Here is a 23,566-nt window from a genome sequence, read left to right as displayed (position 1 = left end):
AGGATGGACCGGTGACCTCACCAGCCACTCGATCGGGCCTTGATCTCACCTATATAGATAGTGGCGTCCGGCCGCAGGACGACTTGTTCGGTCATGTCAACGGCCGCTGGCTCGACGGCTACGCGATGCCGCCGGACCGCGCCACCGACGGAGCCTTCCGGGCCTTGTTCGACCGGGCCGAGATCCAGGTCCGCGACCTGCTCACCGAGGCCGCCGGTTTAGCGAGCCTCGACGGAGGAGAGGCGAAGCTGGAACCGGCGCATCAGCCCGGCGAGTCGGGCGCGGCCGCCGGCACCGACGAGCGCCGGATCGGCGACCTCTACGCCAGCTTCACCGACGAGCAGGCCGTACGCGAGCGCGGGGTGCAGCCGCTGCGCCAGGAGCTGTCCGCGATCGACGACGCCGCTGACCGCCAGGCCCTGGCACGGGTGGTGGGCCTAGGTCAGCGCACCGGGGTCGGCGGCGGCGTCGGGCTCTATGTGGACACCGACTCCAAGGACTCGACCCGCTACCTGCTGCACCTGAGCCAGTCAGGCATCGGACTGCCCGATGAGTCCTACTACCGCGAGGAACAACACGCCGAGATCCTGGCCGCCTACCCGGGTCACATCGCGGCGATGTTTGCCCTGGTCTACGGCGGAGAACCGGACGAGCATGCCGGGACCGCGGCACGCATCGTCGCGCTGGAGACCCGGTTGGCGGGCGCGCACTGGGACGTGGTGAAGCGCCGCGATGCCGAGCTGACCTACAACCTGCGCACCTTCGCCGGGCTGCCGGCCGAGGCGCCCGGCTTCGACTGGGCGGGCTGGGTGGGCGCACTCGGTCTGCACCCCGACACCGCCGACGAACTGGTGGTGCGGCAACCGGACTTCCTGACGGCGTTCGCCGCGCTGTGGGACAGTGCGGATTTCGCGGACTGGCAGGACTGGGCACGGTGGCGGGTCATTCATGCTCGCGCCGGACTCCTGACCGAGGAGTTGATCGCCGAGGACTTCGAGTTCTACGGACGCCGGCTGTCGGGCACCGAGCAGATCCGGGACCGCTGGAAGCGCGGCGTGTCCGTGGTCGAGTCGCTGATGGGTGATGCCGTCGGAAAGCTTTACGTGGCAAAGCATTTCCCGCCGGACGCCAAGGCGCGCATCGACGAGCTGGTCGGCAACCTGCGTGAGGCCTACCGGGTGAGCATCACCAACCTGGACTGGATGACCCCGGAAACGCGGGAGCGGGCGTTGGCCAAGCTGGACAAGTTCACCGCCAAGGTCGGCTATCCCGCAACGTGGCGGGACTACTCCGCACTGGTCACCGATCGAGCCGACCTCTACGGCAACTACCTGCGCGGCTACGCGGTCAACTACGACCGTGAACTGGCCAAGCTGGGCCAGCCGGTGGACCGCGACGAATGGTTCATGACACCGCAGACCGTCAACGCCTACTACAACCCGGGGATGAACGAGATCGTCTTCCCCGCTGCGATCCTGCAACCGCCGTTCTTCGACGCGCAAGCCGACGACGCGGCCAACTACGGCGGTATCGGTGCGGTGATCGGCCACGAGATCGGACACGGCTTCGACGACCAGGGCGCCAAGTACGACGGCGACGGCAACCTGATCGACTGGTGGACCGACGCCGACCGTGCCGAATTCGGTTCCCGCACTAAGGCATTGATTGCGCAGTATGAGACCTACGTGCCGCGCGACCTGGATGGCGACCGCCACGTGAACGGCGCGTTCACCGTCGGGGAGAACATCGGCGATCTCGGCGGGCTCTCGATAGCACTGCTCGCCTACCAGTTGTCACTGGCCGGCGCCGAGGCTCCGGTGATCGACGGCCTGACCGGTACCCAGCGGGTTTTCTTCGGCTGGGCGCAGGTGTGGCGCACCAAATCCCGTGTTGCCGAGGCGGTGCGGCGCCTGGCGGTGGATCCGCACTCGCCGCCGGAGTTCCGCTGCAACGGGGTGATCCGCAACATGGACGCCTACTACGACGCCTTCGGCGTCACACCAGACGACGCGCTCTACCTGGAGCCCTCGTCGCGGGTTCGCATCTGGAACTGACGGTCGCCTTTTGGCGGCGCGAGAAGTCCCCCGCAAGCGGGAGGTGCCCCCAGCGAAAGCCCCCATTTTCAAGCTGAAATGGGGGCTTTCGCGACTGCTCGCGGTCGAGGGTGCGCCCTACATCTGCCAGTCTTGAGAACCGTCGTTCTTGGTGTAGCTACCCACGGAGTTCTTCACCACGACCGGATCGCCGCTGCCGAAGTTGTCGTAGAACCACTTGGCGTTGGCCGGGCTGAGGTTGATGCAGCCGTGGCTGACGTTGCGCTTGCCCTGGTCGGCCACTGACCACGGCGCGCTGTGCACGAAGCCGCCGCTGTTGTCGATCCGGACCGCATCCTGCACGGTGAGCTTGTATCCCCAACTGGAGTTCACCGGAACCCCGTAGGTGGAGGAGTCCATCACCACGGTGGGGAACTTCTCCAGCACGTAGTAGGTGCCGTTGGGGGTCTCGTGTCCACCCGCGCTCATCCCCATCGACATCGGGAAGGTCTTCTCCACCTTGCCGTCTCGGGTGATCGTCATCTGGTGCGTCTTGTCGTCGGCGGTGGCCACCAGGGAGTCGCCGGTGCGGAAGCTCGACTTGGTGCCGCCCGCGTCGATGTTGACGACGGTGTGGGCGGGCCAGAAGTTCAGCGGACGCCACCGCACCTGGCTGGGGGTCATCCAGTAGAACTTGCCGGACACCGGCGGGTTCGACGAGATGTGGATGGCCTGCTCGGCCATCGCCTTGTCGGCGATCGGCCGCTGGAAGTCGATGATGATGGGCTTGGCCACACCCACCATCGACCCGTTGACCGGGTTGAAGGTCGGCGGGGAGAACGGCGACGTGCCGGTGAACGGCTCCGGGTTCTGCCCGACGACCGGTCCGGAAGCAACCGCCGGCACCGCACCGGGCTGCGCCGGGGCTGCTGGGTCCGCCGAACCGGCCGGAACTGCCTGCGGGTCCGGACCAGGGGGGACGCCCTCGGGCGCGGCGGGTAATCCGGGCGCAAGCTCGGGCGGTGGCGGGAACGCCAGCGGGTCGCCCGGCGGCGGCGGCGGTGGCAGCTCCGGCGGGGGCGGCGGCAACTCCGGCGGGGGCGGCGGCGCGGCCGGGTCGACCGGCCCGGCGTCCGCCGCGGCTGGGTCGCCGGGCTGCTGTGGCGGGTCAGCCAGTGCTGCTCCGCAACCGAGCGTGAGACTCGCGGCCAATCCAGCGGTGCTGAGCCACGCGCCAACTCGCGCGCGCTTCCATCCCGACATCTACCTACCTCCGGTCACGATCTTGGTCCCAGTGTCTCACAGGATGGCTGCCAGCTAACTCCGGCTGCGGACGAAAAGTGGCGTGACGCACGGCAGGGAACCCCCTTGAACAGCGGTTTTTACCGCCGGCGAAGTGGCGAACGTTACCGCGCCGGGAACGTCAGGGAACGACGAATAGGCGTCGGCTGGCCACGATGCCGACTGCGGCGATACCGACCAGCGTTGCCGACGCCGCCAACATGGCCGAGGTCCCCGCCCGCTCGAACAGCAGCCCGCCGGCCAGCGAACCCCCGGTGATGCCGACCTGAAACGCCGTCACGTACAGCCCCGACGCGCCGTCGGGATCGTCGGGCGCGGTGCGCATCGCCGCCGACTGCAACATCGGCGACACCGCCATCGCCATCGCCCCCCACAGCACGATCGCGGCCGCCCCCGCCACCGTCGTACCGGTGGTGTGATGCCCGCCGATAGACAGCGCCGCCAGGACGGCGAACGCCGCTGACATCGCGGCCATGCAGCCACCGGTGACCAATTTGGGCCGGTGGTCCACCGGCCGCGCCAACAGCGGCATCGCGATCAACCCGGCAGCGCCGAACGCGGCCAGCAACCAGGCCAGGCGGGCCCCCGGCACGCCGACCACGTCACCGATGATCACCACGATGAAGGTGTAGGAGATGAAGTGCCCGACGACCGCGATCAGCATCAGCGTGCTCACCGCGACCAGTCGCCCGTTGCGGTGGTGATGGTTCCCGACCAGGGCCAGTTGGTCCGTGCTGAGCACCAGGGCCGGCAGCGCGAGTCGGGCTGCCAGGGTGATGGCCGCCGCCGCCACCGTGATCACCACTACGGCCAGCCGCCACCCCCACAGCAGACTCATCGCCGAGGTCAGCGGGATGCCGACCACCAGCGCCAGGCTGGTGCCGACATAGATCGCCGTCGTCGCGCGGCCCGAGTGACTGGGTGGCACCAGCCGGGTGGCGATGGGCGCCAGCACCGACCACATCAGGCCGTGCGTGACGGCACACAACGCCCGGCCGGCCGCCAGCACGGCGAAGTTCGGCGCCATCGCCGAAATCACCTGCGAGGTGGTCAGGCAGACCAGGGTGAGCAGCAATACTCGGCGGCGCGGCCAGAACGCGGTCCAGCGCACCAGCGGAAGCGTCGTCGCCGCCGCCACCACGGCGTACCAGGCCAGCAGGGTCCCGACCAGCGCTTCGCTCACGTTCAGGCCGACCGAGATCGCGGGCAGCGCGCCGACCGGCAGGATCTCGGCGGTGGCGTAGATGAAAGCGGCGGCGGACAGGATCGCCAACCGCGCCGTGGTCTGCGGCGTCCACGGCCTCAATCGGGCATTTCCGGTTTCAACAGTCATGTGGTGGGGGGCAGCGTCGAGTGGTGTGTGGCGCATGGCGCTCCCGGTAACTGCTGGATCACATGGTAACGGCGCGCGGGTCAGGAGCGAACTAACCGCGCGATAGCGGCCGAGGCTTCGGTGAGTTTCGCGTCGGCCTCCGCGCCGCCGGCGGCGACGGCCCCGCTGACGCAGTGCACGAGATGCTCGTCGAGCAGATTCAGCGCCACTGACCGCAGCGCACTGTTGACGGCGCTGATCTGGGTGAGGACGTCGATGCAGTACTTGTCTTCGTCGATCATCTTGGCGATGCCACGCACCTGGCCCTCGATGCGGCGCAGCCGTTTGGCGTAGTTGTCCTTGCGCGGGGAGTACCCCGGAGCTTCGGTGGTCATGGTGCCCCCAACAGTCGGTTCATCTGATTGATCTCGGCTTGCTGAAACGGCAGGAGAGACTGCGCGATGCTGATCGCCTCGGGACTCTCTCCGTGTTCGATTTCGTTCTGTGCCATCGCGATCGCGCCACGGTGATGGGCGATCATCGACTGCAGCCATAGGGTGTCGAATGCCGGTCCGCGCAGGCCGCGCAGCTTGTCCACGGTGGCCTTGTCCAGCATGCCGGGAATGTCAGCGGCCTCGTCCTGGGCCGAACGCTCACCGGGGACCTCCCATTGCAACAGCTGCGCCTGGCAACCCTGCAGTTCGGTGCGTTGCTGGGCTGCACTTTGATCGGCGAACGCCCGTAGCGCCGGATCGGTGCTCTGGCCGTACACCATGGCCGCCAGCTCCAAGGACTGCTGGTGGTGGATCACCATGTCCTCCAGAAACCTCACGTCGGCCGGGCTGCCGACGGCCATTCCTGCCGCACTGGTCGACGCCTCGGGCGCGGGTGTCGGTGCGTGGTGGCACCCGCCGGCGGCCATGCTGACAATGGCCGCGATGACGGCGGTCAGGACGGATCTCATGGGCCCACTTTAGCGCATACCCCCGCGGGGTATTTATTCGTTTTGCCCGGTACGGCCCTACCGGCATACTGAGCTGGTGAATTCTGGGAGCACCAACGCCGCCGGGGCGTCCGTCGACATCAAACCGCGCAGTCGTGACGTCACCGACGGCCTGGAGAAGACCGCCGCGCGCGGCATGCTGCGCGCGGTCGGCATGGGCGACGAGGACTTCGCCAAGCCCCAGATCGGTGTGGCCTCGTCGTGGAACGAGATCACGCCCTGCAACCTGTCGCTGGACCGGTTGGCCAAGGCCGCCAAAGAGGGTGTCCTGGAGGCCAGTGGTTACCCATTGGAATTCGGCACCATCTCGGTCTCCGACGGCATCTCGATGGGCCATGAGGGTATGCACTTCTCCCTGGTTTCCCGCGAGGTCATCGCCGACAGCGTCGAGACCGTGATGTGCGCCGAGCGGTTGGACGGCTCGGTGCTGCTGGCCGGCTGCGACAAGTCGCTGCCCGGGATGCTGATGGCGGCGGCACGCCTCGACCTGGCCTCGGTCTTCCTCTACGCGGGCTCCACCATGCCGGGCTATGCCCAACTGTCCGACGGCACCGAGCGCGAGGTGACGATCATCGACGCGTTCGAGGCGGTCGGCGCCTGTTCGCGCGGGCTGATGTCTCAAGAGGACGTCGACATCATCGAGCGGTCGATCTGTCCCGGCGAGGGCGCCTGCGGCGGCATGTACACCGCCAACACCATGGCCAGTGCGGCTGAGGCACTGGGCATGTCGCTGCCGGGCAGCGCCTCCCCGCCGGCGATCGACCGGCGCCGTGACGGGTATGCGCGCGCCAGCGGCCAGGCCGTGGTGGAGTTGCTGCGCCGCGGCATCACCGCGCGCGACATCTTGACCAAGGAGGCGTTCGAGAACGCGATCGCGGTGGTGATGGCGTTCGGCGGGTCCACCAACGCGGTGCTGCACCTGTTGGCGATCGCTCGCGAGGCCGAGGTGGATCTGACCCTGGCCGACTTCTCTCGGGTGGGCGCGAAGGTGCCGCACCTGGCGGACGTCAAGCCGTTCGGGGCGCACGTCATGTACGACATCGACCAGATCGGCGGAGTGCCGGTGATGTTGAAGACGTTGCTGGAAGCCGGTCTGCTGCACGGCGACTGCCTGACCGTCACCGGAAAGACGATGGCGGAGAACATCGCAGAGCTCAACCCCCCGGTTGTCGACGGCAAGGTGTTGCACGCGCTGACCAACCCGATCCACCCGACCGGCGGCATCACCATTCTGCGCGGCTCGCTGGCGCCGGAGGGCGCGGTGGTCAAGTCCGCGGGCTTCGACACTGACGTGTTCGAAGGCACCGCAAGGGTTTTCGACGGCGAACGAGCAGCCCTGGACGCGCTGGAAGACGGCACGATCAGCGCCGGCGACGCCGTGGTGATCCGCTACGAGGGCCCCAAGGGCGGACCCGGGATGCGCGAGATGCTGGCGATCACCGGCGCCATCAAGGGCGCCGGTCTCGGCAAGAACGTCCTGCTGCTGACCGACGGTCGATTCTCCGGCGGCACCACCGGCCTGTGCGTCGGCCACATCGCCCCCGAAGCGGTGGACGGCGGACCGATCGCGTTCTTGCGCGACGGCGACAAAATCCGCCTCGACGTGGCCAACGCGACCCTGGACGTGGTGGCGGACCCGGATGAATTCGCTGCTCGCGCGCAGGGTTTCGCCCCGCCGCCGCCGCGCTACACCACCGGTGTGTTGGCCAAGTACCGCAAGCTGGTGGGCTCGGCTGCCATCGGCGCCGTCTGCGGCTAGCCTTCAGCGCCGAGCGAGCCCACCCGCTTGCGGAGGACTACTCGCGGTGGGGTCGTCAGGCGTGTCGGGCCGCCTCACCCCGCGCCCGCATACCGAAGTACGCGGCATTGAGTCCGAGGATGGTCATCACCGCACCTGCGATCACGTTGGACCAGATCATCTCGGTGCTCGGCGATCCGTGCAGCAGGATCCAGGGCGACGCCATGAACCACACCCCGAACACTGGCAGGGTCCACGCGAGCCCGTGCATGCGGTCCAGGGCCGCCGCCATCCCGCACGCCAGGAATGCGACGCAGAGGCCCACGACAAGGTCGTTGACGGCCAACCTGGTGCTCGCCTCGAATCCGACAATCCACGGGGATACGGCCCCGTAGACGGCCGCCAGCAGCGTCAATCCGAAGGTTCCCTGGGCAGTCATCGACTCTGCGGCGCGCTCGTACCGTGCACGTAGAGCTAACAGATCAGGGTGGTGATCGATTGATGAATGGACTGTACTCATTTCGTAACCTTTCTGTTATGCAACAGGCGGTTTGGCGCCAGCTGCACCCATCCATCTGATGAAAGATTACGCCCGGCCACTGTTCGCCAGCAACGAAAAATTCGTCACCAAACGGCGATCGGCCCCTGCTAGTCGACGATCGCGAAGGCGAAGCCGTCCCAGCCCTTGGACCCCACCGTCTGCAAGGCCGCGGCCCGCAACCGCGAGTGTTTGCCCATCAGCTCCAACACGTCGCGGCTGCCGCGTGCCGTTGCGTCCTCGGAGCGTGGTTCCAGGATCGTGCCTTCACGGATGACGTTGTCCACCACGATCACCGAGCCGGGGTGGCATAGCTGCACGGCCCAATTCAGGTAGCCGACGTTGTTCTCCTTGTCGGCGTCGATGAACACCAGGTCGAAAGGCTCGCCGGTCAGCGTCGGCAAGGTCTCCAGCGCTGCCCCCACCAGGATCTGCACCCGGTCACCGACGCCGGCGTGGTCCAGATTGCCTCGCGCGACCTCCGCGTGCTTGGGCTCGTACTCCAGCGTCACCACCGAGCCCGCCGGCCCGACGGCGCGCGCCAGCCAGATGGTGCTGTAGCCGCCCAGCGTCCCGATCTCCAGGATGCGGGTGGCACGGACTGCGGTGGCCAGCAGATTCAGGAACTTGCCCTGTTGCGCCGAGACCGCGATCGGCGGCAGTCCGGCCGCGTCGCTGGCTGCCAGCGCCGCCGTCAGAGCCGGGTCTTCTCCGGCCAACAGATTGTCCAGCAGGGCGTCGACATCGCGGGGTGTGGAGTTTTCAGTCACTTCGCCCAGGCTAGCCGCCGACCGCGGTTCTGGCTCCAGATTTTTCTTTACCCCATACCCCTATGGGGTATATAGTCGGGGAACCCGGCGGCCCGCCGGGGATCACAGAGGAAGGTGTGACAGATGGCGAACTACGAGGACGGAACCTTGCTGACGTGCGGCCACGACGGCTGCGGATGCCGCGTCCGGGTCGAGACGGCGTGCCACTGCCCCGGCGCGGGCGCGAGCTACCGCTGCACCTGCGGCGACGAACTGGTAGCCGTCAACAGCTGAGGACAGACGGCGCCGGTGACGCACAACCTCGACTGTTGTGCGTCACCGGACGCCTGTTCTTGGTCTACACCACCCGGGGCTGTTTAGCAGGCTTCGGCACCAAGTGCAGTCGGCAGGCCCGCATCGCACAGCGCAAGGACGTCGGTCGCGTCACGCAATGCGTCAATGACACACCGCGCGGGGGAGGCAAAGACCTGCGGATAGTCGATCTCACCGAGGGACATGTCAACGGGCCACGCGAGTCGTTCCGAGTCGAGGGAGAACTGTGCGTCAACACCGTCCTTGTTGCCGCGCGCGTCCTGGCGATGCCAGGCTCCGTCGAGATAGACCGCGACAAGTCCGTGGAGAACGTGGCCGTCGCCGTGCACCAGACGCTGATAGCAGAGACCGGCGGGGATGCCTTCTGCTCGAAGCAGTGCCGCCAGCAAGTGTGATTTGGCGTAGCAGAGTCCCACGCGATGCTCGAGAACCTCACTGGCGGTCAGCGTCACCCGGGGGTCTGCAACGTCGTAGGAGTGAGCGACCTCGTCTCGCACCCACTCGAACGCGGCCTGGGCGAACGACACATCATCGACCGCAGGCCGCCGTAATTCCCGAGCAAGGTTCCGGACAGACGGCCCTTTGCACTGGACGAATTCGTCTTCTCCCAGATACGCCTCTGGTCCTGTGGCTTCAAGAACCAGGAAGGAATTCGTCACTCACTGACCCTAGCTAGATCCGAAGTCCGCCACTCCACGGGACGCTATCATGAGCGAAACCCATGGGCGAACCGCCAACGCGTCACATCCTCAAACCACGACTACAAGAAAAGGAGAGGTCGGGATGAAACTACTCATCGCCGCTCTCGCGGCAAGCATCGCAGCGGCACCGATTGCCAGTGCTGATGACCAATCACTCCTCGACCGTAACCAATCATTCCTCGACCGGGCTCACGAGCTTGGCGTGCCAAGTCAGTACGGCTTCCTTGGGCGTGCGGATGACAACAGCACTCTTGCTGGAGGATTGGGGACTTGTCGTGGCCTCAGAGAGGGCATGACCCTTGAGCAGATGGAACCGAGGCCGTCTCTTAGCCCGATCCTCAACGCTTTTCCGCATTTTTATTGGGAGATTGCTCGGGCGGCACAGGAGAAACTATGCCCTGACACCCTTGGTGCGCCCAGTGAAAGACCGAATACCTAACTAGTCGCCGGGACGCGCGTCTTCTCGACAGAAACCGTCGACGGCGCGTTGCCCGACATACCAACAGCCAGGCGGCCTTGCGAGGGGCCGCGCAGAGGCTAGCGAGGACGCTCCTCGGCCAATAAGGCTGCACGCGCCGGCCCAAAGTGTATTTCAAAAATATCCTTCAACCACGCCATAATCTCGTTATCGTCAGCACTCATTCCGGGGGTCTTTAATTGATCGTGCGCATCGCTGAGACGAAGTATGGATTGCCACGTCCTCGATTGATTTGATAAACCGAACTCATTCGGTGCGTCGAGCGGCGCTAGCATGAAGTTCAAGCCACCATTTCGCGCAGACCAATAGAGCTGCAATTTGCAATCAGGCCCTCGGTAGAAAATTGCCCATGCCCCGCGATCAGCATATATGAGGTCGTCCAGCACTTCATCGATCTCTAAACCGGCGCCGGAAAGCGTGCGGCCGAGGAATTGGTCCAGATCCATTGGCTTCATGGTCAGCCGCCTCCTCCGTACAGCCACACATTTCCGTATTGTTGATAGCCATATTGAGCAGCGTATTCTTTCAGAAAATTTATCTCAGCAGCGGAGTACGACAACCTGTCCTCCACTGCCAGTTGCTCAACGCTTGTATAACCCTCAGGAATTACGTATTCAATCCGCGGCACACCCTCTTCCATCTGAGCGCGGAGAAACTGTTTGTTTACTTGCCACGCCACGCCTCGCTGCTGCGTATCGCCAAATCCGTTGGTCAGTGCGTGCCAGGTTCGGTCACCGGTATCGAAGTAGATGCCGCCGTGACCCCGGGCTTCGCCGATGTAGCCACCCTCCTGGCCGTCGAACTTACCCAGGACGACGCGGTCTGGGTTGTCGCCCACATAGTGGGTGGACATGTCAGCGACTTCCTCACTGAATCCGGCTGTCGGCCCTCCGTGCCTACTCGCGTAGTTGAGATCCATGGCCGAGTATTCCGCCCACGGATGGTAGGTGGCGGGAACGTCGAATCCGACATCTGCGTATGACGAAACCACCGGGCCTGTGTCGAGTACGCCGCGGCCGATCTCACCGAGCCCTGCCCGAATCGACGCCCCCTCCGCGCCGAAGGGAAGGGTGACGGCGGCGGCGCTGATGTCGAACGCTTTCTCGCCGAGAAAGTATGCAGGGCTAGGTGCGTTCAGGGCGTCCTTGACTTGGGCGACACCCGCGCCGACCGGGTTGAGGAAGGTGTCACCAAGCCCCTTGGCCAGGCCACCCCAAGATTCCAGGACACCGGGGCCGCCCGGTTCACCTTGTCCGAGCAGGTTCTTGACGGCCCCTTCGGTGGCTCGCCACCGGTCTCCGAACGCATCGCCGAACCCCAACGGCGCCCGCCGCTGCGACTCGGGAGCAACGTAGCGCGGTAGCGGCTGCTGGGCCTGCAGCACCGCCGCATCGATCCGCGCTTCGCTCTGATCTGGCGGCACACCATCATTGGCCATGACCTGCCGGGCCAACACCTTGAAACTCTCCACATCCGCGGGGTTCAACGGCTTTGGCGTGGCGCCGGCCTCGAAACTGCGCACCACGGCCTCGGGGTCATAGCCGTCTTTGACCCGCAGCTTAGTCAGCGCCGCCTGCAACGTCTCGGAATAGCCGTCACGCAGCAGCATGACGTTGGCCAGCACCGTCCGGGTATCGGCTATCGCACCGTCCCAACACTTTTCGATCAGGGTGTCGACATCGTCACCGTGTAGTTGGTATCCCAGGTAATGGGTGTTGTAATCAGCCAGATACTCGTCGTAGCCCCGCAGATTGGCATTGAGCGCCTCGATCTGCTCACCGCAACGCTGCCGGGCCTGGGCTAAGGCGGCGGCGATGGTCTCCAAGTCGGCCGCGATCTGGCCGAGTTGTTGGTTGGTGGCATGCAGGCCCTCTTTGACCCGTTGCACTTCGGCGCCGTTGTTGATCGGCTGCTCACCGTTCTCGCGGTTGTACTGCTCGAAGTGCTGTCGAGCGATGCGGAAACTCTCCTCGGCCGCGGTGGACGAGCCGGCCGCCGAGTGAAACGCCTGCGCCAGGAAGTTGATCTGGGTTGGGCTTCCGGCCTGCACGCTGTCATCAACGGCCCACGGATCACCACCCGCGGCGGCGACCAGGTAGCCGGCCCGCAGGTAGTGCAGGCTCGGTCTGCTCACGGCGCACCCGTGCTACTCGCCATCGTCAGATGATGACCGACACCGCACCGGAGCGCACGTCACCGCACACCTTCCTTGGCGAACACCACCCGCAGCACATATCCCAGCTCCGGGCCCATCACCAGTTCGGCCAACTCACAGAACGTCGCAACGAAGTCCGGGCCGTGCGGCGGCCGAGTGTCACACAGATGGTGCGCAATCTCGTGCAGTACCACCAGTTCCCGCAGCGCCCAGTCCACACCGCGTTCCGGTACGGCGATAATTCCTGCCGCACCAAGCTTTTCGTAGTGCGCGGCCGTAGTCCCGCGGCGTGCACGCACGGCCAACCCAGAAGCATCCGGCCACCGACCGCGCACCGTCGACAGCGCCATGACGTCATCGACGTAGCGCTGAACGGCAGCCACCGAACCGAACCGGGCCTCGGGCGGCAACGTCAGCTCGGTGCCGAAGAACTCCACACTGCGCCTACCGGTCTCAGCTGCGCGGTCGAACAAGGTGCGGACGAAGACCTCCGCGGCGTAGACCTTGGCGCGCTGAGCGTCGCGCCCCGAAGCGTTGCCGCTCACCGCTCCAGCGCGGACCGCGCCACCGACAGCTCGGCACTGTCCCCCAGCCGGGCTTTGCGGCCGGCCCGATCCCCGGCCCGGCGCGCCGCAGACGAATATCCCGCCGACGCCCGGGTGGCCCGCCAGGTGCCGCGGGCCTTCGAGGTGCCGCGGTAGAAGTCGCGCAGCTCGAGCTCCTTGTTGCGCAACGCAATCGCGGTACCCGGCGGCCTGCTCCGATCCTTCTCGGCATCGCGTCGGGTCTCGTCGCGGGCCTCGGCCAGCCGCTGGCCGACCCGGGCGCCGAACGCCAAGTGGAAGTTCAGCCGAGCGGTGATGGTGGGGGTGGGGCGGTGCTCACCGGTGGCGATGTAGGCGTCGGAGGCCCGGACCATCTGAACGACCAGGCTGGCGTAGAGGGCGTGGGTGGCGTCGATGTCCTCGGCGAAGCCGTAGGCGTAGACATAGGTCGAATTGGTTGCCACGTCACAGCGCACGTCGTTGGCCGCGGCGATCCCCACGAACAGCTGCACATAGGTGCGCAACCCCCGGGCGCCGGGCGATCCGATGGTGATGGTGCGCTGCACCGGCGCGGTGGCCGCTGTCCGGGTGGCGGAGTGCGCGCGAGCCACCGCCAGGTCGATCGAGGTCGCGGTGGCCAGCCGCTGCGCCGCCGCCATGAACGCTTCGGCCTCGTGGGCGTTGTCGGTGCCTTCGGCCTGGCGCAACAGGGCGGCGATCCGCGCCAACATCTTGTCGTCGGTGCTCATGGCCGCCACGCTAACCGACATCGGCGACACCGCGCCGACAGCAACTCACAGATGCGCGTCGATCCAGCCCACCACGTCGTCGAGCACCTGTGCACGCTCTGGTTCGTTGAATACCTCGTGGTAGAGCCCCGGGTACACGATCAACCGCACGTCGTCCGAACCGACGCACTCCACCAGCCGCTCGCTGCCGTCGGCGGGGACCAGGCCGTCGTCGGCGCCATGTACCACCAGCAGCGGCGCCGTGAGCGCCTGCGCCCGCGTCGGCATGGTCTCGCCGACCTTGATCAGCGCCCGCGCCACCCCGGCCGGTACCCGGCCGTGGTACACCAGCGGATCCTCGTTGTAAGCGGCCACCACCGCCGGGTCGCGCGAGACCAGAGCGCTGTCGAGTTTCTCCACCGGCAGGCTCGGCGCAATAGCCCCGACCGCTTTGGCGACGAAGGCCAACCCCGGCGACACCGTGTCGGTCATAGCCACCGCGGGCCCGGACAACACCATCAACTGGTAGTCGTCGGGGCGGTCGACGCCGTAGCTGAACACGATCGCCCCGCCCATGCTGTGCCCGAGCACCACCCGCGGCAGTCCGGGGTGCTCGCGGGCGGCGATACCCGCGCAGGTGTGGAAGTCATCGGTGTATTCGGCGATGCTGCGGCACAGCACGCGCTTGCCGCCCGAGCGCCCGTGTCCGCGGTGGTCCAGCGCGTAGGTCACCAGCCCCGCCGCAGCGAACCGTTCCGCGACGTGGTCATAGCGACGGGCATGCTCGCCGAAACCGTGGGAGAGCACCACCACGGCGCGCGGCGGAGTGTCCGGCGTCCAGGTGTCGTAGACGATCGGAACCCCCCGCACGCCTTCGAAGGTTCGCTCGGTGCGGGTCCCAGAGCCGGGGGATGCCATCAGGGCAGCGTAACGGGCAAAGTGTCCGCCCAGGTAACCTCGCCAGCCATGGGACGAGTCGAAGGCAAAGTTGCGCTGATCAGCGGCGGCGCGCGGGGCATGGGCGCTGCACACACCCGGGCGCTGGCCGCCGAGGGCGCCAAGGTCGTGATCGGTGACGTTCTGGAGGATGAGGGCAGCAAACTCGCCGACGAGCTGGGGGCCGACACCGCCCGCTTCGTCCGTCTCGACGTCACCCAGCCCGAGCAGTGGCAAGCCGCCGCCCAGGCCGCGGTCGATGCCTTCGGCAGCCTCGACGTCTTGGTGAACAACGCCGGGATCGCCAAATACAACGCCCTCGAAAACTTCGACCTGGCCGCCTGGCAGCAGGTTCTCGACGTCAACCTGACCGGGACCATGCTGGGCATGCACGCCGCCGTCGCTCCGATGAAGGCAGCCGGCGGCGGCTCCATCATCAACATCTCGTCGGTAGAAGGGATGCGCGGCACCGCCGGCCTGTACGGCTACGTCGCTTCGAAGTGGGGAGTGCGCGGGCTGGCCAAGGCCGCCGCTGTCGAACTGGCGCCGCACAACATCCGGATCAACAGTGTGCTGCCCGGGCTGATCCGCACCCGGATGACCATCGCGATCCCCGATGACTCGCTGCAGATTCCGCTGGGCCGGGGCGCCAAGTCGGCGGAGGTGTCCACCGCGGTGGTCTTCCTGGCTTCCGACGAGTCCTCCTACATGACCGGGGCCGACCTGGTGATCGACGGAGGCCTGTCGGTGGGCATTCCACACAAGACCAGCTAGGACAGCATTCTCCCAGCTAAGAGCACCCGTCAGGGCCGCTTCTGAAACGTGTTCTATGATGGCCGGTCATGAAGACCAAGGGCGCATTGTTGTGGGAGCTGAACTCGCCGTGGCGGGTCGACGAGATCGAGCTGGGCGACCCGGTTGAAGGCGAAGTCCAGGTCCGGATGCACGCCGCGGGCATGTGCCACTCCGACTATCACCTGACCACCGGGGCCACCCCGATCGGCCTGCCGGCACTCGGCGGCCACGAGGGTGCCGGGGTCATCACCAAGGTCGGCAAGGGCGTGACGGGCCTGGAAGAGGGCGACCACGTGGTGATGGCCTTCATCCCAGCCTGCGGCAACTGCCCGCCGTGCATGAAGGGCTTCCGTTCGCTGTGCGATCGGGGCGCGGTGTTGCTGGGCGGAAAGGCCATCGCCGACGGCACCAACCGGATCCACGCCGGTTCGCATGAAGTTTCCCCGATGAACCTGCTCGGCACGTTCGCGCCCTACATGACCGTGCATCAGGACTCGGTGGTCAAGATCGACAAGGACGTGCCGTTCGAGACCGCGGCGATCATGGGTTGCGCTGTGCCCACCGGCTTCGGCTCGGCCACCAACGTCGCCGAGGTCAAGCCCGGCGAGACCGTGATCATCGTCGGCGTCGGCGGCATCGGTATGAGCGCCCTGCAGGGCGCGGTGCTGTCCGGCGCGCGGCGCGTCATCGCGATCGACCCGGTGGCGTTCAAGCGTGATCAGGCCGTCAAGTTCGGCGCCACGCACGTCTACCCGTCCATGGCCGAGGCGATCATGCCGGTGATGGAGGAGACCTGGGGCCTGATGGCCGACAAGGTGATCATCGCGGTGGGCGACATGAAGGGCGAGTACATCGAAGAGGCGCTGACCCTGACCGCCAAGACCGGCACCTGCGTGGTCACCGGCATGGGCTCGATGGTCGACGCCGACGTCAAGTTGAACCTGTTCTTGTTCACCATGTTGCAGAAGACGTTGAAGGGCAACATCTTCGGCGGCGGTAGCTCGCACATCGAGACGCCTAAGCTGGTGGGCCTGTACAAGTCCGGGCTGCTCAAGATCGACGAGATGATCACCACGACTTACAAGCTGGAGGACATCAACTCCGGCTACGCCGACATGGTCGACGGCAAGAACATCCGCGGCGTGATCACGTTCGACGAATCGGACTGGTAGGCGGTTACTTCTTGTCCTGCGGCAGCCGGCAGCCGGTGTAGCCGGAAACCACGAGGTTTCCCCGATAGCCGACTTTGATGAAAAGACCGGTGGGGCCATAGAACCCGACGTCGTGATTGCCCGGCTGATCTTGCATGACCTGAATCTCGGTGGCGTCCAGCTTGGCGGCCGCCGCCTTGGCGGCCTCTTCGAGCTTGGCCCAGGCCTGCTCTGACACCGTGACATCCCGGGCAACCGCGTCCGGCAGGAAGTAACGCTTACCGTCGGTTTGCTCATATGGCCGCTCGCAATTTCCGCCATCTCCCTCGTCCAGGGTCTCCCAGACGATGGACGGGATGAGTTGTTTTGCGGCGGCGGTTATTTCATTCATCGTGGCGGCTACCTGAGTTTGAGTGTCCTCAAACGACGGCAACGACTTGAGAACGGCCAAGGCCTCGGCGGCGACGCTGGGCGGAGTGGGTTCATATGGTTGGGACACGTGACATCCTGCGGTTAGTGCGACGATGGCCAAGACAGCGAACAGGCATCGTCGCGGCTGGGGTGGGGACACTTGGTGAAACATCAATTTCCTTGAACCGCCTTGTCGCCCAGGCCGGCGAGGACCGCGGCGATGTTGTAGTTGGTCGTCCGAAGGCCTCCGCCGTCGGGGAAGCGGGGGTAGTCACTGTGCCCGTGAGCCTCTTGCAGGGTGATGGTGCCACCGTGGCCGTCGGTCACTGTGGAGGGTCCGGTGGCCAAGCGGGTGAATTCGGGGTTGGTGGCCGGGTTGGGCCCGAAGTCGCCGAGCTCGTTGTTGAGGTAGGTGCCGATGATCGGAATGCCCTGGCCGACAGCTCTGGCGTCGTAGACCCATTGGATCTTGTCGTCGGGGGCTTCCATGGCGAACACCTGACCAGGCTGCAGGTGCAGGTCCCCCGGTGTGGACGCCTCGATGCCGGGAGACCCGTAGAACAGCGCCCGCGACACCCCGTGATCGCCGGGCTCCTGCAGGGCCAGTCCGGTGGTCAGCGACCCGTAAGAATGCCCGATCGCGGTCAGGTCGGCGGGGCCGCCCAGGTGCGAGGCCTGGATGCCGTCGTAGAAGCGAGCCAGATCGTGGGCGCCGGCTCTGGCGAGGTCGTCGTGGGTGACGCCCCAGAGTCCGGCCAGCGATGCGGTCTTGTCGTCGAAGCCGGGAACCTGCGGCGGGTCGTACCCGATCCAGGCGATCGTCGAGACGGTATCGCTCTCGCGTCCCGGCTCGAACCGTAATTGCCGCAATGCTTCCCGTCTGACGTTGGTTGCTTCTTCGGTCATATTCCCGATGCCTCCGTGCACCGTGGTGTTCAGCCCGGGCGTGGTGACCGAGACATGGGTCGCCTTGTCCGGATCACCGACGGCAATGGCCGCGCGGGCCTGGGTGCCGCTGTGGGTGTCCAGCAGCATCAACTTGCGGTCTGGACTGCCACTGACGGCGGAATCGACGGCCTTGAGGTCGTCCAGGTACTTCGCGCCGTCCCTTGCCGCGTCGTACTGACGTTGCCAATTCTCGTAGGCGACGCGGTCGGCGAAGATCGCTCCCGGCTCGTTGGGTCGCGGGATGTTGTTGCCGGCAGCCCAGTCCGGGTGCTGGTTCTTCAACGCGTCGGCCTGCGCGGCGGCGCCCTGTGCCCGGCTGAGTTCGTCGGCCAGGTGCAGCTTGTTGTAGTGGTCGTAGCCCAGATGATCCGGCGGATCACAGGGCATGCCCGGATGGTTGCCGATGTTGTGGTCGGAGTTATACAGCCAGTCCTTCTGTCCAGGAGTCAGGCTGTTCCAGTAGTCGTTGAACTGTTTCGGGTCGTCGGGCACCGGTCCCGGTGGCGGTGTCGGCGCGTCCGCGTCGAATTTGCGCACCGCGATGTCGGGGTCGTAGCCGTCCCGCACCCGCAGGTTCGTCAAGGCCTGTTGCAAGGTCTTGGAGTAGCCGTTGCGGATGACCGTGGCGTTGTGCAGCGCGGTCTCGGTGTCGTCCTCGGCCAACTGGCGGCACTGGGCGATGTCCGCGTCGTGGTCGTGGCCCTGGCTCTCCTGCTCCAGGTACACGCCGATGCGGGCGTCGAGGACGATCAGGTTGGCGTTGAGCGCGGTGATGTTGGCCAGCGAGGCGGTGCGGGCTTGGGCCAAGGCGGCGGCGATGGTCTCCAGGTCGGCCGCGATCTGGCCGAGCTGTTGGTTGGTGGCGTGCAGGCCGTCCTTGACCCGCTGCACCTCGGCGCTGTTGTTGATCGGTTGCTCGCCGTTCTCCCGGTTGTACTGCTCGAAGTGCTGCTGGGCGGTGACAAAGGTTTCCTCGGCCGAGGTGGCCGAGCCTGCGGCGGAGTGGAACGCCTGGGCCAGGAAGTTGATCTGGGTGGGGCTGCCGGCCTGCAGACTGTCGTCGATCGCCCACGGGTCGCCGCCGGCCGCCGCGATGAGGCCGTCCACCTGGAGGTGCTGCAGGCTGGGGCGGCTCACCCGACCGAGGCTAACCGGTTGCGACCAGCGGAACCAGCCGCATTGGCACGCTAACCTTGGAAGTCATGACCGGCCTGCTCGAGGTGCGACGGGCTGACGACCGTGCGGCCACTCGGGCGCCGTGGCTCAACTCGCGGCATTCGTTCTCGTTCAACGATTACTACGACCCGGACAACACCCATCACGGGCTGCTGCTGGTCAACAACGATGATGTCGTGGAACCGGGTGCCGGCTTTGACACCCACCCCCACCGCGACGCCGAGATCGTCACCTGGGTGCTGTCCGGCGCGTTGAGCCATCGCGATTCGATCGGCAACGCAGGCGTCATCCATCCCGGTCTGGCGCAACGGATGTCGGCGGGCACCGGCATTCTCCATTCGGAGCAGAACGAATCTTCTTCCGAACCGGTGCATTTCGTGCAGATGTGGGTCATGCCGGACTCACCGGGGCGTCCACCGGGCTATCAGCAGCAGGAGATCGGTGACGCGTTGGCGGGCGGCCGGCTGGTCACCGTCGCCTCAGGCCGCGACCAGGACGCCGCGATCACTGTGGGCAATGCCGACGCGACCCTCTACGCCGCTCGGCTGCAGTCCGGCGACAGCGTCGAGGTGCCCGATGCCCCGTACGTGCACCTGTTCGTCGCCCTCGGCGGTGTCGAGTTGGAGGGAGCCGGCGCCTTGGATGCCGGCGACGCGGTCCGCTTCACCGGCGGCGGTGGTCAACGCCTGGCTGCGGTCGCGCCGTCGGAGGTGTTGATCTGGGCGATGGAAAGGCGGCTGGGCCGTTAAGCCGTTGCCTTTTGGTGAGCGAATGTGAGTGCATTCGTTCATCAGGCAGCCTCGCCTTGCGGTGAGGCGGTCCCCGTCTGATCCACCGGGTGGTGGTGCGGGGTTGACGTTTCATCACCGGCGGCGTCGCCCGCTGGCGCGGGTTCGGTCTCACGCGTGGCTCCACGTCCTGCCACCGGGCCACTCCCGGCGGGACTCCGTTCACCCACGGGTGTGGGTACGCCGAGTCGGGCGAGGTTGATTGCAGCACCCAGATCACGATCGACCCGCGTACCGCATTCGTCACAGGCGAAGACTCGATCGGCGAGGGTGAGGTTTGGCTTTCGCCTCCCACACGCCGTGCACAACTTCGAAGACGGAAAATATCGGTTGGCCTCCACCAAATGGCAGCCGTACCACTGTGTCTTGTAGCCCAGCATGCCCCGGATCTGGGCCAGCGCAGCATCGGCGAGGGCACGGTTGAGCCCGCGCTTGTAAGCGCCGCCTTTGGAGCGCATGCCCGCGGCGTTCAGAGTTTCGACCACCACGACCTGGTGCTGCTGGGCCAGCACGGTGGTGGCCTTGTGCAGTACGTCGCGGCGCACCGCCGCGGCGTACGCATGGGTGCGCCCGATCCGGGCCTGAGTGCGCCGCCACCGCATCGACGGAGCCCGCCTGGTCCTGGCGGCCGGGTCATAGGGGCCGTGTTGGCGGGCGGCTCGGCGCTGCAACGCCCGCAACCGGGATTGCGCCGCGCTCAGGGACTTCGGCGCCGGGATCCGATCGACCTCGACACCGTCCGGTGTCGCCACGACCAGCAGACTGTCCGCTTTCACCCCAACATCAACCCCGACGACGGGATGCACCGACCGCAGAGCGTGCGCGGGTCGGGTCTTGGCGGCGACGATGGTCTGTAGCGCGCAATGCCAACGCCCGGCACTGTCTTGACCCACGGTGGCCGACAAGATCCGCGCCGTGCCGGCCTCGATGCGACGGGCCAGCTTGCGGGTCGATTCATGGGTGCGCACCGCACCCAGCCGCGGCAGGCTGACATGCCGGCGGTCAGCCTCGATGCGAATCACCCCGGTGGTGAACCGCACCGAGCGCCGAGCACGGGCCGACTTGAACCGCGGGAAGCCCACCGCGCGGCCAGCGCGCTGGCCCTTGCGGGACTTCGACCACGCGTCCAGCCCGCGTGCCAACCCATCCAGCCCGGTGTTGTAGGCCTCCTTCGAATTCTCGCCCCACCACGGAGCACAGTCGGCTTTGCGCTGATTCCAGACCTTGCGCAACGCCGGCAACGACCACCCCAACACCGGGGTCAACTGATCCTCGGCGATGCCGTAGGACCGTTCGGCGGCCCGCTGATCGTTTACCGCTTTCACCAACGCGAGCATGTGATTATGCGCGAACCGTGCCGCACCAGCATGAGACGCCAACACCCGCAACTGAATTGGCGTGGGATCCAGGCCGAACCGGTACGCCTGCGCCACCCAGCCCTCAGGCACCTCGAACCTAGCCATCCACACCAGCCCCGACATGCTTGGTGGCCGTCACCGCCCGCATCGCCCGATTACGCGCTCCCCGCCGACCGTAGAGGCGCGCGCACATCGAGGTCAGCACCTCGATCATGTCGCGCACCAAATCGTCTTCGGTCTCACCCTGATCTGTCACCACGATGCGCCGGCCCTGCGCGGACAACGCGGCTTCGAGATGCTCGACTCCGAAACGGGCCAGCCGGTCACGGTGCTCCACAATCACCACACTGGCAGAAGGGTCGGACAACACCCGCCGGATCTTCGGCCGTTTCCCGTTCAGCCCGGACCCGACCTCGCACACCACCTCGCCCACCACATACCCCCTGGCGGTAGCCCACTGCGTCAGTCGCGCGACCTGGCGCTCCAGGTCCGCACGCTGATCGTGCGAAGACACCCGCGCATACACGACCGTGCGGCCGGCAGCCGACATGTCGGCCACGTCGACCCAGATCGTCCCCGACTCCAGCCGGCGAGCAGGCACCGGCATCCGGTCCTCCCGGAACCACCGATACGCAGTTTGCGGATGCACCCCCAGTATCCGCGCCCACTCAGCCAATTTCACACACTCAATGAAACACACATTCGATCACGAATAATCACATTCTGACGAACAGTTCAGAACCCCCCGCGGTCAGGGCATCTCGACCTTGGCGGCCAGCCAACGGCCGTTCACCTTCTCCATGGTGATCACGATGCGGCTGCGGTCGATCTGCGCTTGGGGTGCGGTTTTGTTGCTCACCGACTGATCGACGAACAGCAGCACCTCGACCTTGTTCTTACTGGCGGATTTGACCGCCGAGTCGATGACGGTGCCGTGCGCGGACGCTTTGTTGTCGATCAGCAGTTGGCGCAGCTGCTCGCTGGACGCGCTGTAGACGTCCTTGAACTCACCGGTGGCTCCGTCGAGGATTTCGGCGAAGTTCTTGTCGATCGCGGTGGGGTCCACACTGGTGAGCGCCAGGGTGTATTTCTCGGCTGCCTCCAGCGCCTGCGCGGCGGCCACGGTGCGCTGGTGGTGGGCGAACAGCAGCCAGCCCTCGTAGGCCGCCCCGATCAGGCCCAGCGCCAGGACCGCCGCGGCGACCCACCGCCGGTTCGGCTTCAGGCCGCCGATGCCTTGCTTGGGCTTGTCGGCTTCGTCGGCGGAGTCGTCGGCGGACTCGTCGGCGGACTCGTCGACCGCACCCTCGGCGGACTCGGTATCGGCGGTCTCGGTGTCCGTGGTCTCGGTGTCGACGGTCTCGACCGCCGGTTCCACGGCCTCGGTTTCGGTAGCCGCCTGCTCGTCCTCACGGTCCGACACCTGAACTACCTCTCGTGGTCCGCCTGCTGGGGGCCGTCCGGCCGCAACGCCCCCCGAACCTACCCCAACCCGCTCCCGCGGGTTCTCGCTTGATGGCGGCGACCTGCAGCGCCCGGCTTCGCCGCGCTTGCAATCGCCGCTTAGGTGCAGGCCCGGGAATTCCGCAGGGCGTTGGCCCATCCGATTGCGGAGTCGATGTGTGGGCGGGTGAAGCCTGCCGGCTGCTTTTTGCGCATGCTGTCGGCGATGCGCGACAGCTGGAACAGCACGCCGGTCAGCTGTTCCCCGCCGTAGATCGGCGAGTAGGGACCGAAGTTGTCGGGGGTGTTGCGGATGGTCAACGGCTGCAGTCGTGGCCCCAGGAAGCCGGTCGACCGGTCGATGTTGGCCACCACCGCATCCGCCTGCGACTGCACGCCGGCGTAGGCGTCGCGGTGGTCGGCAAGGTTGCGGTTGAAGGCGTTGATCTGCCCCATCAACGGGTCGAACTGCGCGTTGAACCACTGGCACGAATCCGACATGCCGCCGATCATCTCGGGCGTCACCTGATAGGTGAAGGTGCTGTACGGCCAGATGTCCATGTGTGGAGACCAGTCGGTGGGCGCGGGGGTGAATCCCGGAAGCGCCGGCGGCTGATCCGGGTCGGCGAGCGCGGAACCCGGTGCCAGCACACCGGTGACTGCCGTCGCACACGCGACTGTGGCAGCGATCTGGGTCCACCCTGCCCGCTTCGGCACCGCCCCGATCTCCTTCCACGTCTCGCGCTTGTCCCGGTCGAGTATCGCCATCGACGCCCGCACGAGGATGCCAAAACCACGAAAACGCGTGCTACTGGCCGGTAACTCCGCCATAACCGGAGTCATGTTGCCTGAAGCGCCCTTGCCGGGGCATTGTGTCCGACATCATGTCCGGATGAAAGGTCGCGGCGAGACCCCATGAGCTCATCCCCCTTGGTAGCCATGCGT

25 protein-coding genes are annotated in these 23,566 nt (G+C 66.4%); 7 read left to right on the top strand and 18 right to left on the bottom strand.

Annotated features, from left to right (window positions below):
- Positions 1 to 11: 11 nt before the first annotated feature.
- The gene (locus K3U94_RS00990; RefSeq protein WP_220695286.1) at positions 12 to 2,054 is read left to right on the top strand and encodes a M13 family metallopeptidase; all 2,043 of its coding nucleotides are present in this window, start codon (positions 12 to 14) and stop codon (positions 2,052 to 2,054) included.
- A gap of 117 nt (positions 2,055 to 2,171) precedes the next feature.
- Here the strand turns inward: K3U94_RS00990 and K3U94_RS00985 are convergent, their stop codons facing one another.
- From K3U94_RS00985 to K3U94_RS00970, 4 genes are all read right to left on the bottom strand, one after another.
- Positions 2,172 to 3,296 (bottom strand): L,D-transpeptidase, encoded by a 1,125-nt coding sequence (locus tag K3U94_RS00985; RefSeq protein ID WP_047320386.1) that lies wholly within the window; start codon positions 3,294 to 3,296, stop codon positions 2,172 to 2,174.
- 160 nt (positions 3,297 to 3,456) lie between these two features.
- Complete coding sequence (locus tag K3U94_RS00980; protein WP_047320385.1) at positions 3,457 to 4,668, bottom strand: MFS transporter; 1,212 nt, start codon at positions 4,666 to 4,668, stop codon at positions 3,457 to 3,459.
- A gap of 80 nt (positions 4,669 to 4,748) precedes the next feature.
- The gene (gene ricR, locus K3U94_RS00975) at positions 4,749 to 5,042 is read right to left on the bottom strand and encodes a copper-sensing transcriptional repressor RicR (RefSeq protein ID WP_047320384.1); all 294 of its coding nucleotides are present in this window, start codon (positions 5,040 to 5,042) and stop codon (positions 4,749 to 4,751) included.
- On the bottom strand, positions 5,039 to 5,611 hold the full coding sequence (locus K3U94_RS00970) for a DUF305 domain-containing protein (RefSeq protein WP_047320383.1): 573 nt from the start codon (positions 5,609 to 5,611) through the stop codon (positions 5,039 to 5,041). Before K3U94_RS00970 ends, ricR begins: the two co-directional genes overlap by 4 nt.
- A 76-nt stretch (positions 5,612 to 5,687) precedes the next feature.
- Here K3U94_RS00970 and ilvD point away from each other — a divergent pair, with 76 nt between their 5' ends.
- A complete protein-coding gene (gene ilvD / locus K3U94_RS00965) occupies positions 5,688 to 7,409 on the top strand; it encodes a dihydroxy-acid dehydratase (RefSeq protein ID WP_047320382.1) in 1,722 nt (573 codons plus the stop codon).
- Positions 7,410 to 7,464: 55 nt separating this feature from the next.
- On the opposite strand, the gene K3U94_RS00960 is transcribed toward ilvD, so the two are convergent.
- Together K3U94_RS00960 and K3U94_RS00955 are read right to left on the bottom strand one after the other, a co-directional pair.
- Complete coding sequence (locus tag K3U94_RS00960) at positions 7,465 to 7,908, bottom strand: SPW repeat protein (RefSeq protein WP_046283281.1); 444 nt, start codon at positions 7,906 to 7,908, stop codon at positions 7,465 to 7,467.
- Between the two features lie 128 nt (positions 7,909 to 8,036).
- Positions 8,037 to 8,696: an O-methyltransferase gene (locus K3U94_RS00955; protein ID WP_046283282.1), complete on the bottom strand. Its 660-nt coding sequence runs from the start codon at positions 8,694 to 8,696 to the stop codon at positions 8,037 to 8,039.
- Between the two features lie 123 nt (positions 8,697 to 8,819).
- On the opposite strand from K3U94_RS00955, the gene mymT reads away from it, so the two are divergent.
- Positions 8,820 to 8,969 carry a copper-binding metallothionein MymT gene (gene mymT / locus K3U94_RS00950; protein WP_046283283.1) on the top strand — a complete coding sequence of 50 codons (150 nt, stop codon included), beginning with the start codon at positions 8,820 to 8,822 and terminating at the stop codon, positions 8,967 to 8,969.
- A gap of 83 nt (positions 8,970 to 9,052) precedes the next feature.
- On the opposite strand, the gene K3U94_RS00945 is transcribed toward mymT, so the two are convergent.
- Positions 9,053 to 9,667, bottom strand: a complete 615-nt coding sequence (locus K3U94_RS00945) for a transglutaminase-like domain-containing protein (protein ID WP_082134171.1) — start codon at positions 9,665 to 9,667, stop codon at positions 9,053 to 9,055.
- Between the two features lie 124 nt (positions 9,668 to 9,791).
- Between K3U94_RS00945 and K3U94_RS00940 the strand changes: the two genes are divergently transcribed.
- On the top strand, positions 9,792 to 10,148 hold the full coding sequence (locus tag K3U94_RS00940; protein ID WP_157864252.1) for a DUF732 domain-containing protein: 357 nt from the start codon (positions 9,792 to 9,794) through the stop codon (positions 10,146 to 10,148).
- Between the two features lie 98 nt (positions 10,149 to 10,246).
- Here the strand turns inward: K3U94_RS00940 and K3U94_RS00935 are convergent, their stop codons facing one another.
- Genes K3U94_RS00935 through K3U94_RS00915 form a run of 5 tightly spaced genes read right to left on the bottom strand, consistent with a single transcriptional unit; the run spans position 10,247 to position 14,533 of the window.
- Positions 10,247 to 10,633, bottom strand: coding sequence for a hypothetical protein (locus tag K3U94_RS00935; RefSeq protein WP_230987336.1), 387 nt, complete (start codon positions 10,631 to 10,633; stop codon positions 10,247 to 10,249).
- Positions 10,634 to 10,644: 11 nt separating this feature from the next.
- Entirely contained in the window at positions 10,645 to 12,321 is a 1,677-nt protein-coding gene (locus tag K3U94_RS00930; RefSeq protein ID WP_052956959.1) for a putative alpha/beta hydrolase, read from the bottom strand.
- Between the two features lie 59 nt (positions 12,322 to 12,380).
- Complete coding sequence (locus K3U94_RS00925) at positions 12,381 to 12,887, bottom strand: TIGR04338 family metallohydrolase (RefSeq protein ID WP_046283284.1); 507 nt, start codon at positions 12,885 to 12,887, stop codon at positions 12,381 to 12,383.
- The gene (locus tag K3U94_RS00920) at positions 12,884 to 13,636 is read right to left on the bottom strand and encodes a DUF2786 domain-containing protein (RefSeq protein ID WP_046283330.1); all 753 of its coding nucleotides are present in this window, start codon (positions 13,634 to 13,636) and stop codon (positions 12,884 to 12,886) included. Before K3U94_RS00920 ends, K3U94_RS00925 begins: the two co-directional genes overlap by 4 nt.
- Before the next feature lie 45 nt (positions 13,637 to 13,681).
- Positions 13,682 to 14,533, bottom strand: coding sequence for an alpha/beta hydrolase (locus tag K3U94_RS00915; RefSeq protein ID WP_046283285.1), 852 nt, complete (start codon positions 14,531 to 14,533; stop codon positions 13,682 to 13,684).
- A 48-nt stretch (positions 14,534 to 14,581) separates the two neighbouring features.
- On the opposite strand from K3U94_RS00915, the gene K3U94_RS00910 reads away from it, so the two are divergent.
- The gene (locus K3U94_RS00910) at positions 14,582 to 15,325 is read left to right on the top strand and encodes a glucose 1-dehydrogenase (protein ID WP_046283286.1); all 744 of its coding nucleotides are present in this window, start codon (positions 14,582 to 14,584) and stop codon (positions 15,323 to 15,325) included.
- A 68-nt stretch (positions 15,326 to 15,393) separates the two neighbouring features.
- Positions 15,394 to 16,518 (top strand): NDMA-dependent alcohol dehydrogenase, encoded by a 1,125-nt coding sequence (locus K3U94_RS00905; RefSeq protein ID WP_046283287.1) that lies wholly within the window; start codon positions 15,394 to 15,396, stop codon positions 16,516 to 16,518.
- 4 nt (positions 16,519 to 16,522) lie between these two features.
- Here the strand turns inward: K3U94_RS00905 and K3U94_RS00900 are convergent, their stop codons facing one another.
- Together K3U94_RS00900 and K3U94_RS00895 are read right to left on the bottom strand one after the other, a co-directional pair.
- On the bottom strand, positions 16,523 to 17,080 hold the full coding sequence (locus K3U94_RS00900; protein WP_230987334.1) for an LppA family lipoprotein: 558 nt from the start codon (positions 17,078 to 17,080) through the stop codon (positions 16,523 to 16,525).
- A complete protein-coding gene (locus K3U94_RS00895; protein ID WP_047320380.1) occupies positions 17,080 to 18,993 on the bottom strand; it encodes a putative alpha/beta hydrolase in 1,914 nt (637 codons plus the stop codon). The genes K3U94_RS00900 and K3U94_RS00895 overlap by 1 nt, the downstream gene beginning before the upstream one ends.
- Positions 18,994 to 19,058: 65 nt before the next feature.
- Between K3U94_RS00895 and K3U94_RS00890 the strand changes: the two genes are divergently transcribed.
- The gene (locus K3U94_RS00890; protein WP_047320379.1) at positions 19,059 to 19,781 is read left to right on the top strand and encodes a pirin family protein; all 723 of its coding nucleotides are present in this window, start codon (positions 19,059 to 19,061) and stop codon (positions 19,779 to 19,781) included.
- Between the two features lie 41 nt (positions 19,782 to 19,822).
- Here K3U94_RS00890 and tnpB read toward each other — a convergent pair whose 3' ends face one another.
- From tnpB to K3U94_RS00870, 4 genes are all read right to left on the bottom strand, one after another.
- Positions 19,823 to 21,283: an IS607 family element RNA-guided endonuclease TnpB gene (tnpB, locus tag K3U94_RS00885; RefSeq protein ID WP_105294448.1), complete on the bottom strand. Its 1,461-nt coding sequence runs from the start codon at positions 21,281 to 21,283 to the stop codon at positions 19,823 to 19,825.
- A complete protein-coding gene (locus K3U94_RS00880) occupies positions 21,276 to 21,860 on the bottom strand; it encodes an IS607 family transposase (RefSeq protein WP_047320378.1) in 585 nt (194 codons plus the stop codon). The genes tnpB and K3U94_RS00880 overlap by 8 nt, the downstream gene beginning before the upstream one ends.
- A 69-nt stretch (positions 21,861 to 21,929) precedes the next feature.
- On the bottom strand, positions 21,930 to 22,556 hold the full coding sequence (locus K3U94_RS00875) for an Rv1363c family protein (RefSeq protein ID WP_047320411.1): 627 nt from the start codon (positions 22,554 to 22,556) through the stop codon (positions 21,930 to 21,932).
- 185 nt (positions 22,557 to 22,741) lie between these two features.
- Positions 22,742 to 23,389, bottom strand: a complete 648-nt coding sequence (locus K3U94_RS00870; protein ID WP_052956957.1) for a hypothetical protein — start codon at positions 23,387 to 23,389, stop codon at positions 22,742 to 22,744.
- Positions 23,390 to 23,566: the final 177 nt, after the last annotated feature.

The sequence above is a fragment of the Mycolicibacter heraklionensis genome, assembly GCF_019645815.1.
GTDB classification, from domain to species: Bacteria; Actinomycetota; Actinomycetes; order Mycobacteriales; family Mycobacteriaceae; genus Mycobacterium; species Mycobacterium heraklionense.
This window is presented reverse-complemented; position numbering and strand designations above follow the sequence as displayed.

What these genes read in the sequence shown, in the direction of transcription:
- K3U94_RS00900 (WP_230987334.1), bottom strand. Translation starts at nt 17,080, where the DNA reads ATGTTTCACCAAGTGTCCCCACCCCAGCCGCGACGATGCCTGTTCGCT.
- K3U94_RS00935 (WP_230987336.1), bottom strand. Translation starts at nt 10,633, where the DNA reads ATGGATCTGGACCAATTCCTCGGCCGCACGCTTTCCGGCGCCGGTTTA.
- K3U94_RS00870 (WP_052956957.1), bottom strand. Translation starts at nt 23,389, where the DNA reads ATGGCGATACTCGACCGGGACAAGCGCGAGACGTGGAAGGAGATCGGG.
- K3U94_RS00920 (WP_046283330.1), bottom strand. Translation starts at nt 13,636, where the DNA reads ATGAGCACCGACGACAAGATGTTGGCGCGGATCGCCGCCCTGTTGCGC.
- K3U94_RS00980 (WP_047320385.1), bottom strand. Translation starts at nt 4,668, where the DNA reads ATGACTGTTGAAACCGGAAATGCCCGATTGAGGCCGTGGACGCCGCAG.
- K3U94_RS00905 (WP_046283287.1), top strand. Translation starts at nt 15,394, where the DNA reads ATGAAGACCAAGGGCGCATTGTTGTGGGAGCTGAACTCGCCGTGGCGG.
- K3U94_RS00960 (WP_046283281.1), bottom strand. Translation starts at nt 7,908, where the DNA reads ATGAGTACAGTCCATTCATCAATCGATCACCACCCTGATCTGTTAGCT.
- K3U94_RS00985 (WP_047320386.1), bottom strand. Translation starts at nt 3,296, where the DNA reads ATGTCGGGATGGAAGCGCGCGCGAGTTGGCGCGTGGCTCAGCACCGCT.
- K3U94_RS00940 (WP_157864252.1), top strand. Translation starts at nt 9,792, where the DNA reads ATGAAACTACTCATCGCCGCTCTCGCGGCAAGCATCGCAGCGGCACCG.
- K3U94_RS00910 (WP_046283286.1), top strand. Translation starts at nt 14,582, where the DNA reads ATGGGACGAGTCGAAGGCAAAGTTGCGCTGATCAGCGGCGGCGCGCGG.
- tnpB (WP_105294448.1), bottom strand. Translation starts at nt 21,283, where the DNA reads ATGGCTAGGTTCGAGGTGCCTGAGGGCTGGGTGGCGCAGGCGTACCGG.
- K3U94_RS00970 (WP_047320383.1), bottom strand. Translation starts at nt 5,611, where the DNA reads ATGAGATCCGTCCTGACCGCCGTCATCGCGGCCATTGTCAGCATGGCC.
- ricR (WP_047320384.1), bottom strand. Translation starts at nt 5,042, where the DNA reads ATGACCACCGAAGCTCCGGGGTACTCCCCGCGCAAGGACAACTACGCC.
- K3U94_RS00915 (WP_046283285.1), bottom strand. Translation starts at nt 14,533, where the DNA reads ATGGCATCCCCCGGCTCTGGGACCCGCACCGAGCGAACCTTCGAAGGC.
- mymT (WP_046283283.1), top strand. Translation starts at nt 8,820, where the DNA reads ATGGCGAACTACGAGGACGGAACCTTGCTGACGTGCGGCCACGACGGC.
- K3U94_RS00890 (WP_047320379.1), top strand. Translation starts at nt 19,059, where the DNA reads ATGACCGGCCTGCTCGAGGTGCGACGGGCTGACGACCGTGCGGCCACT.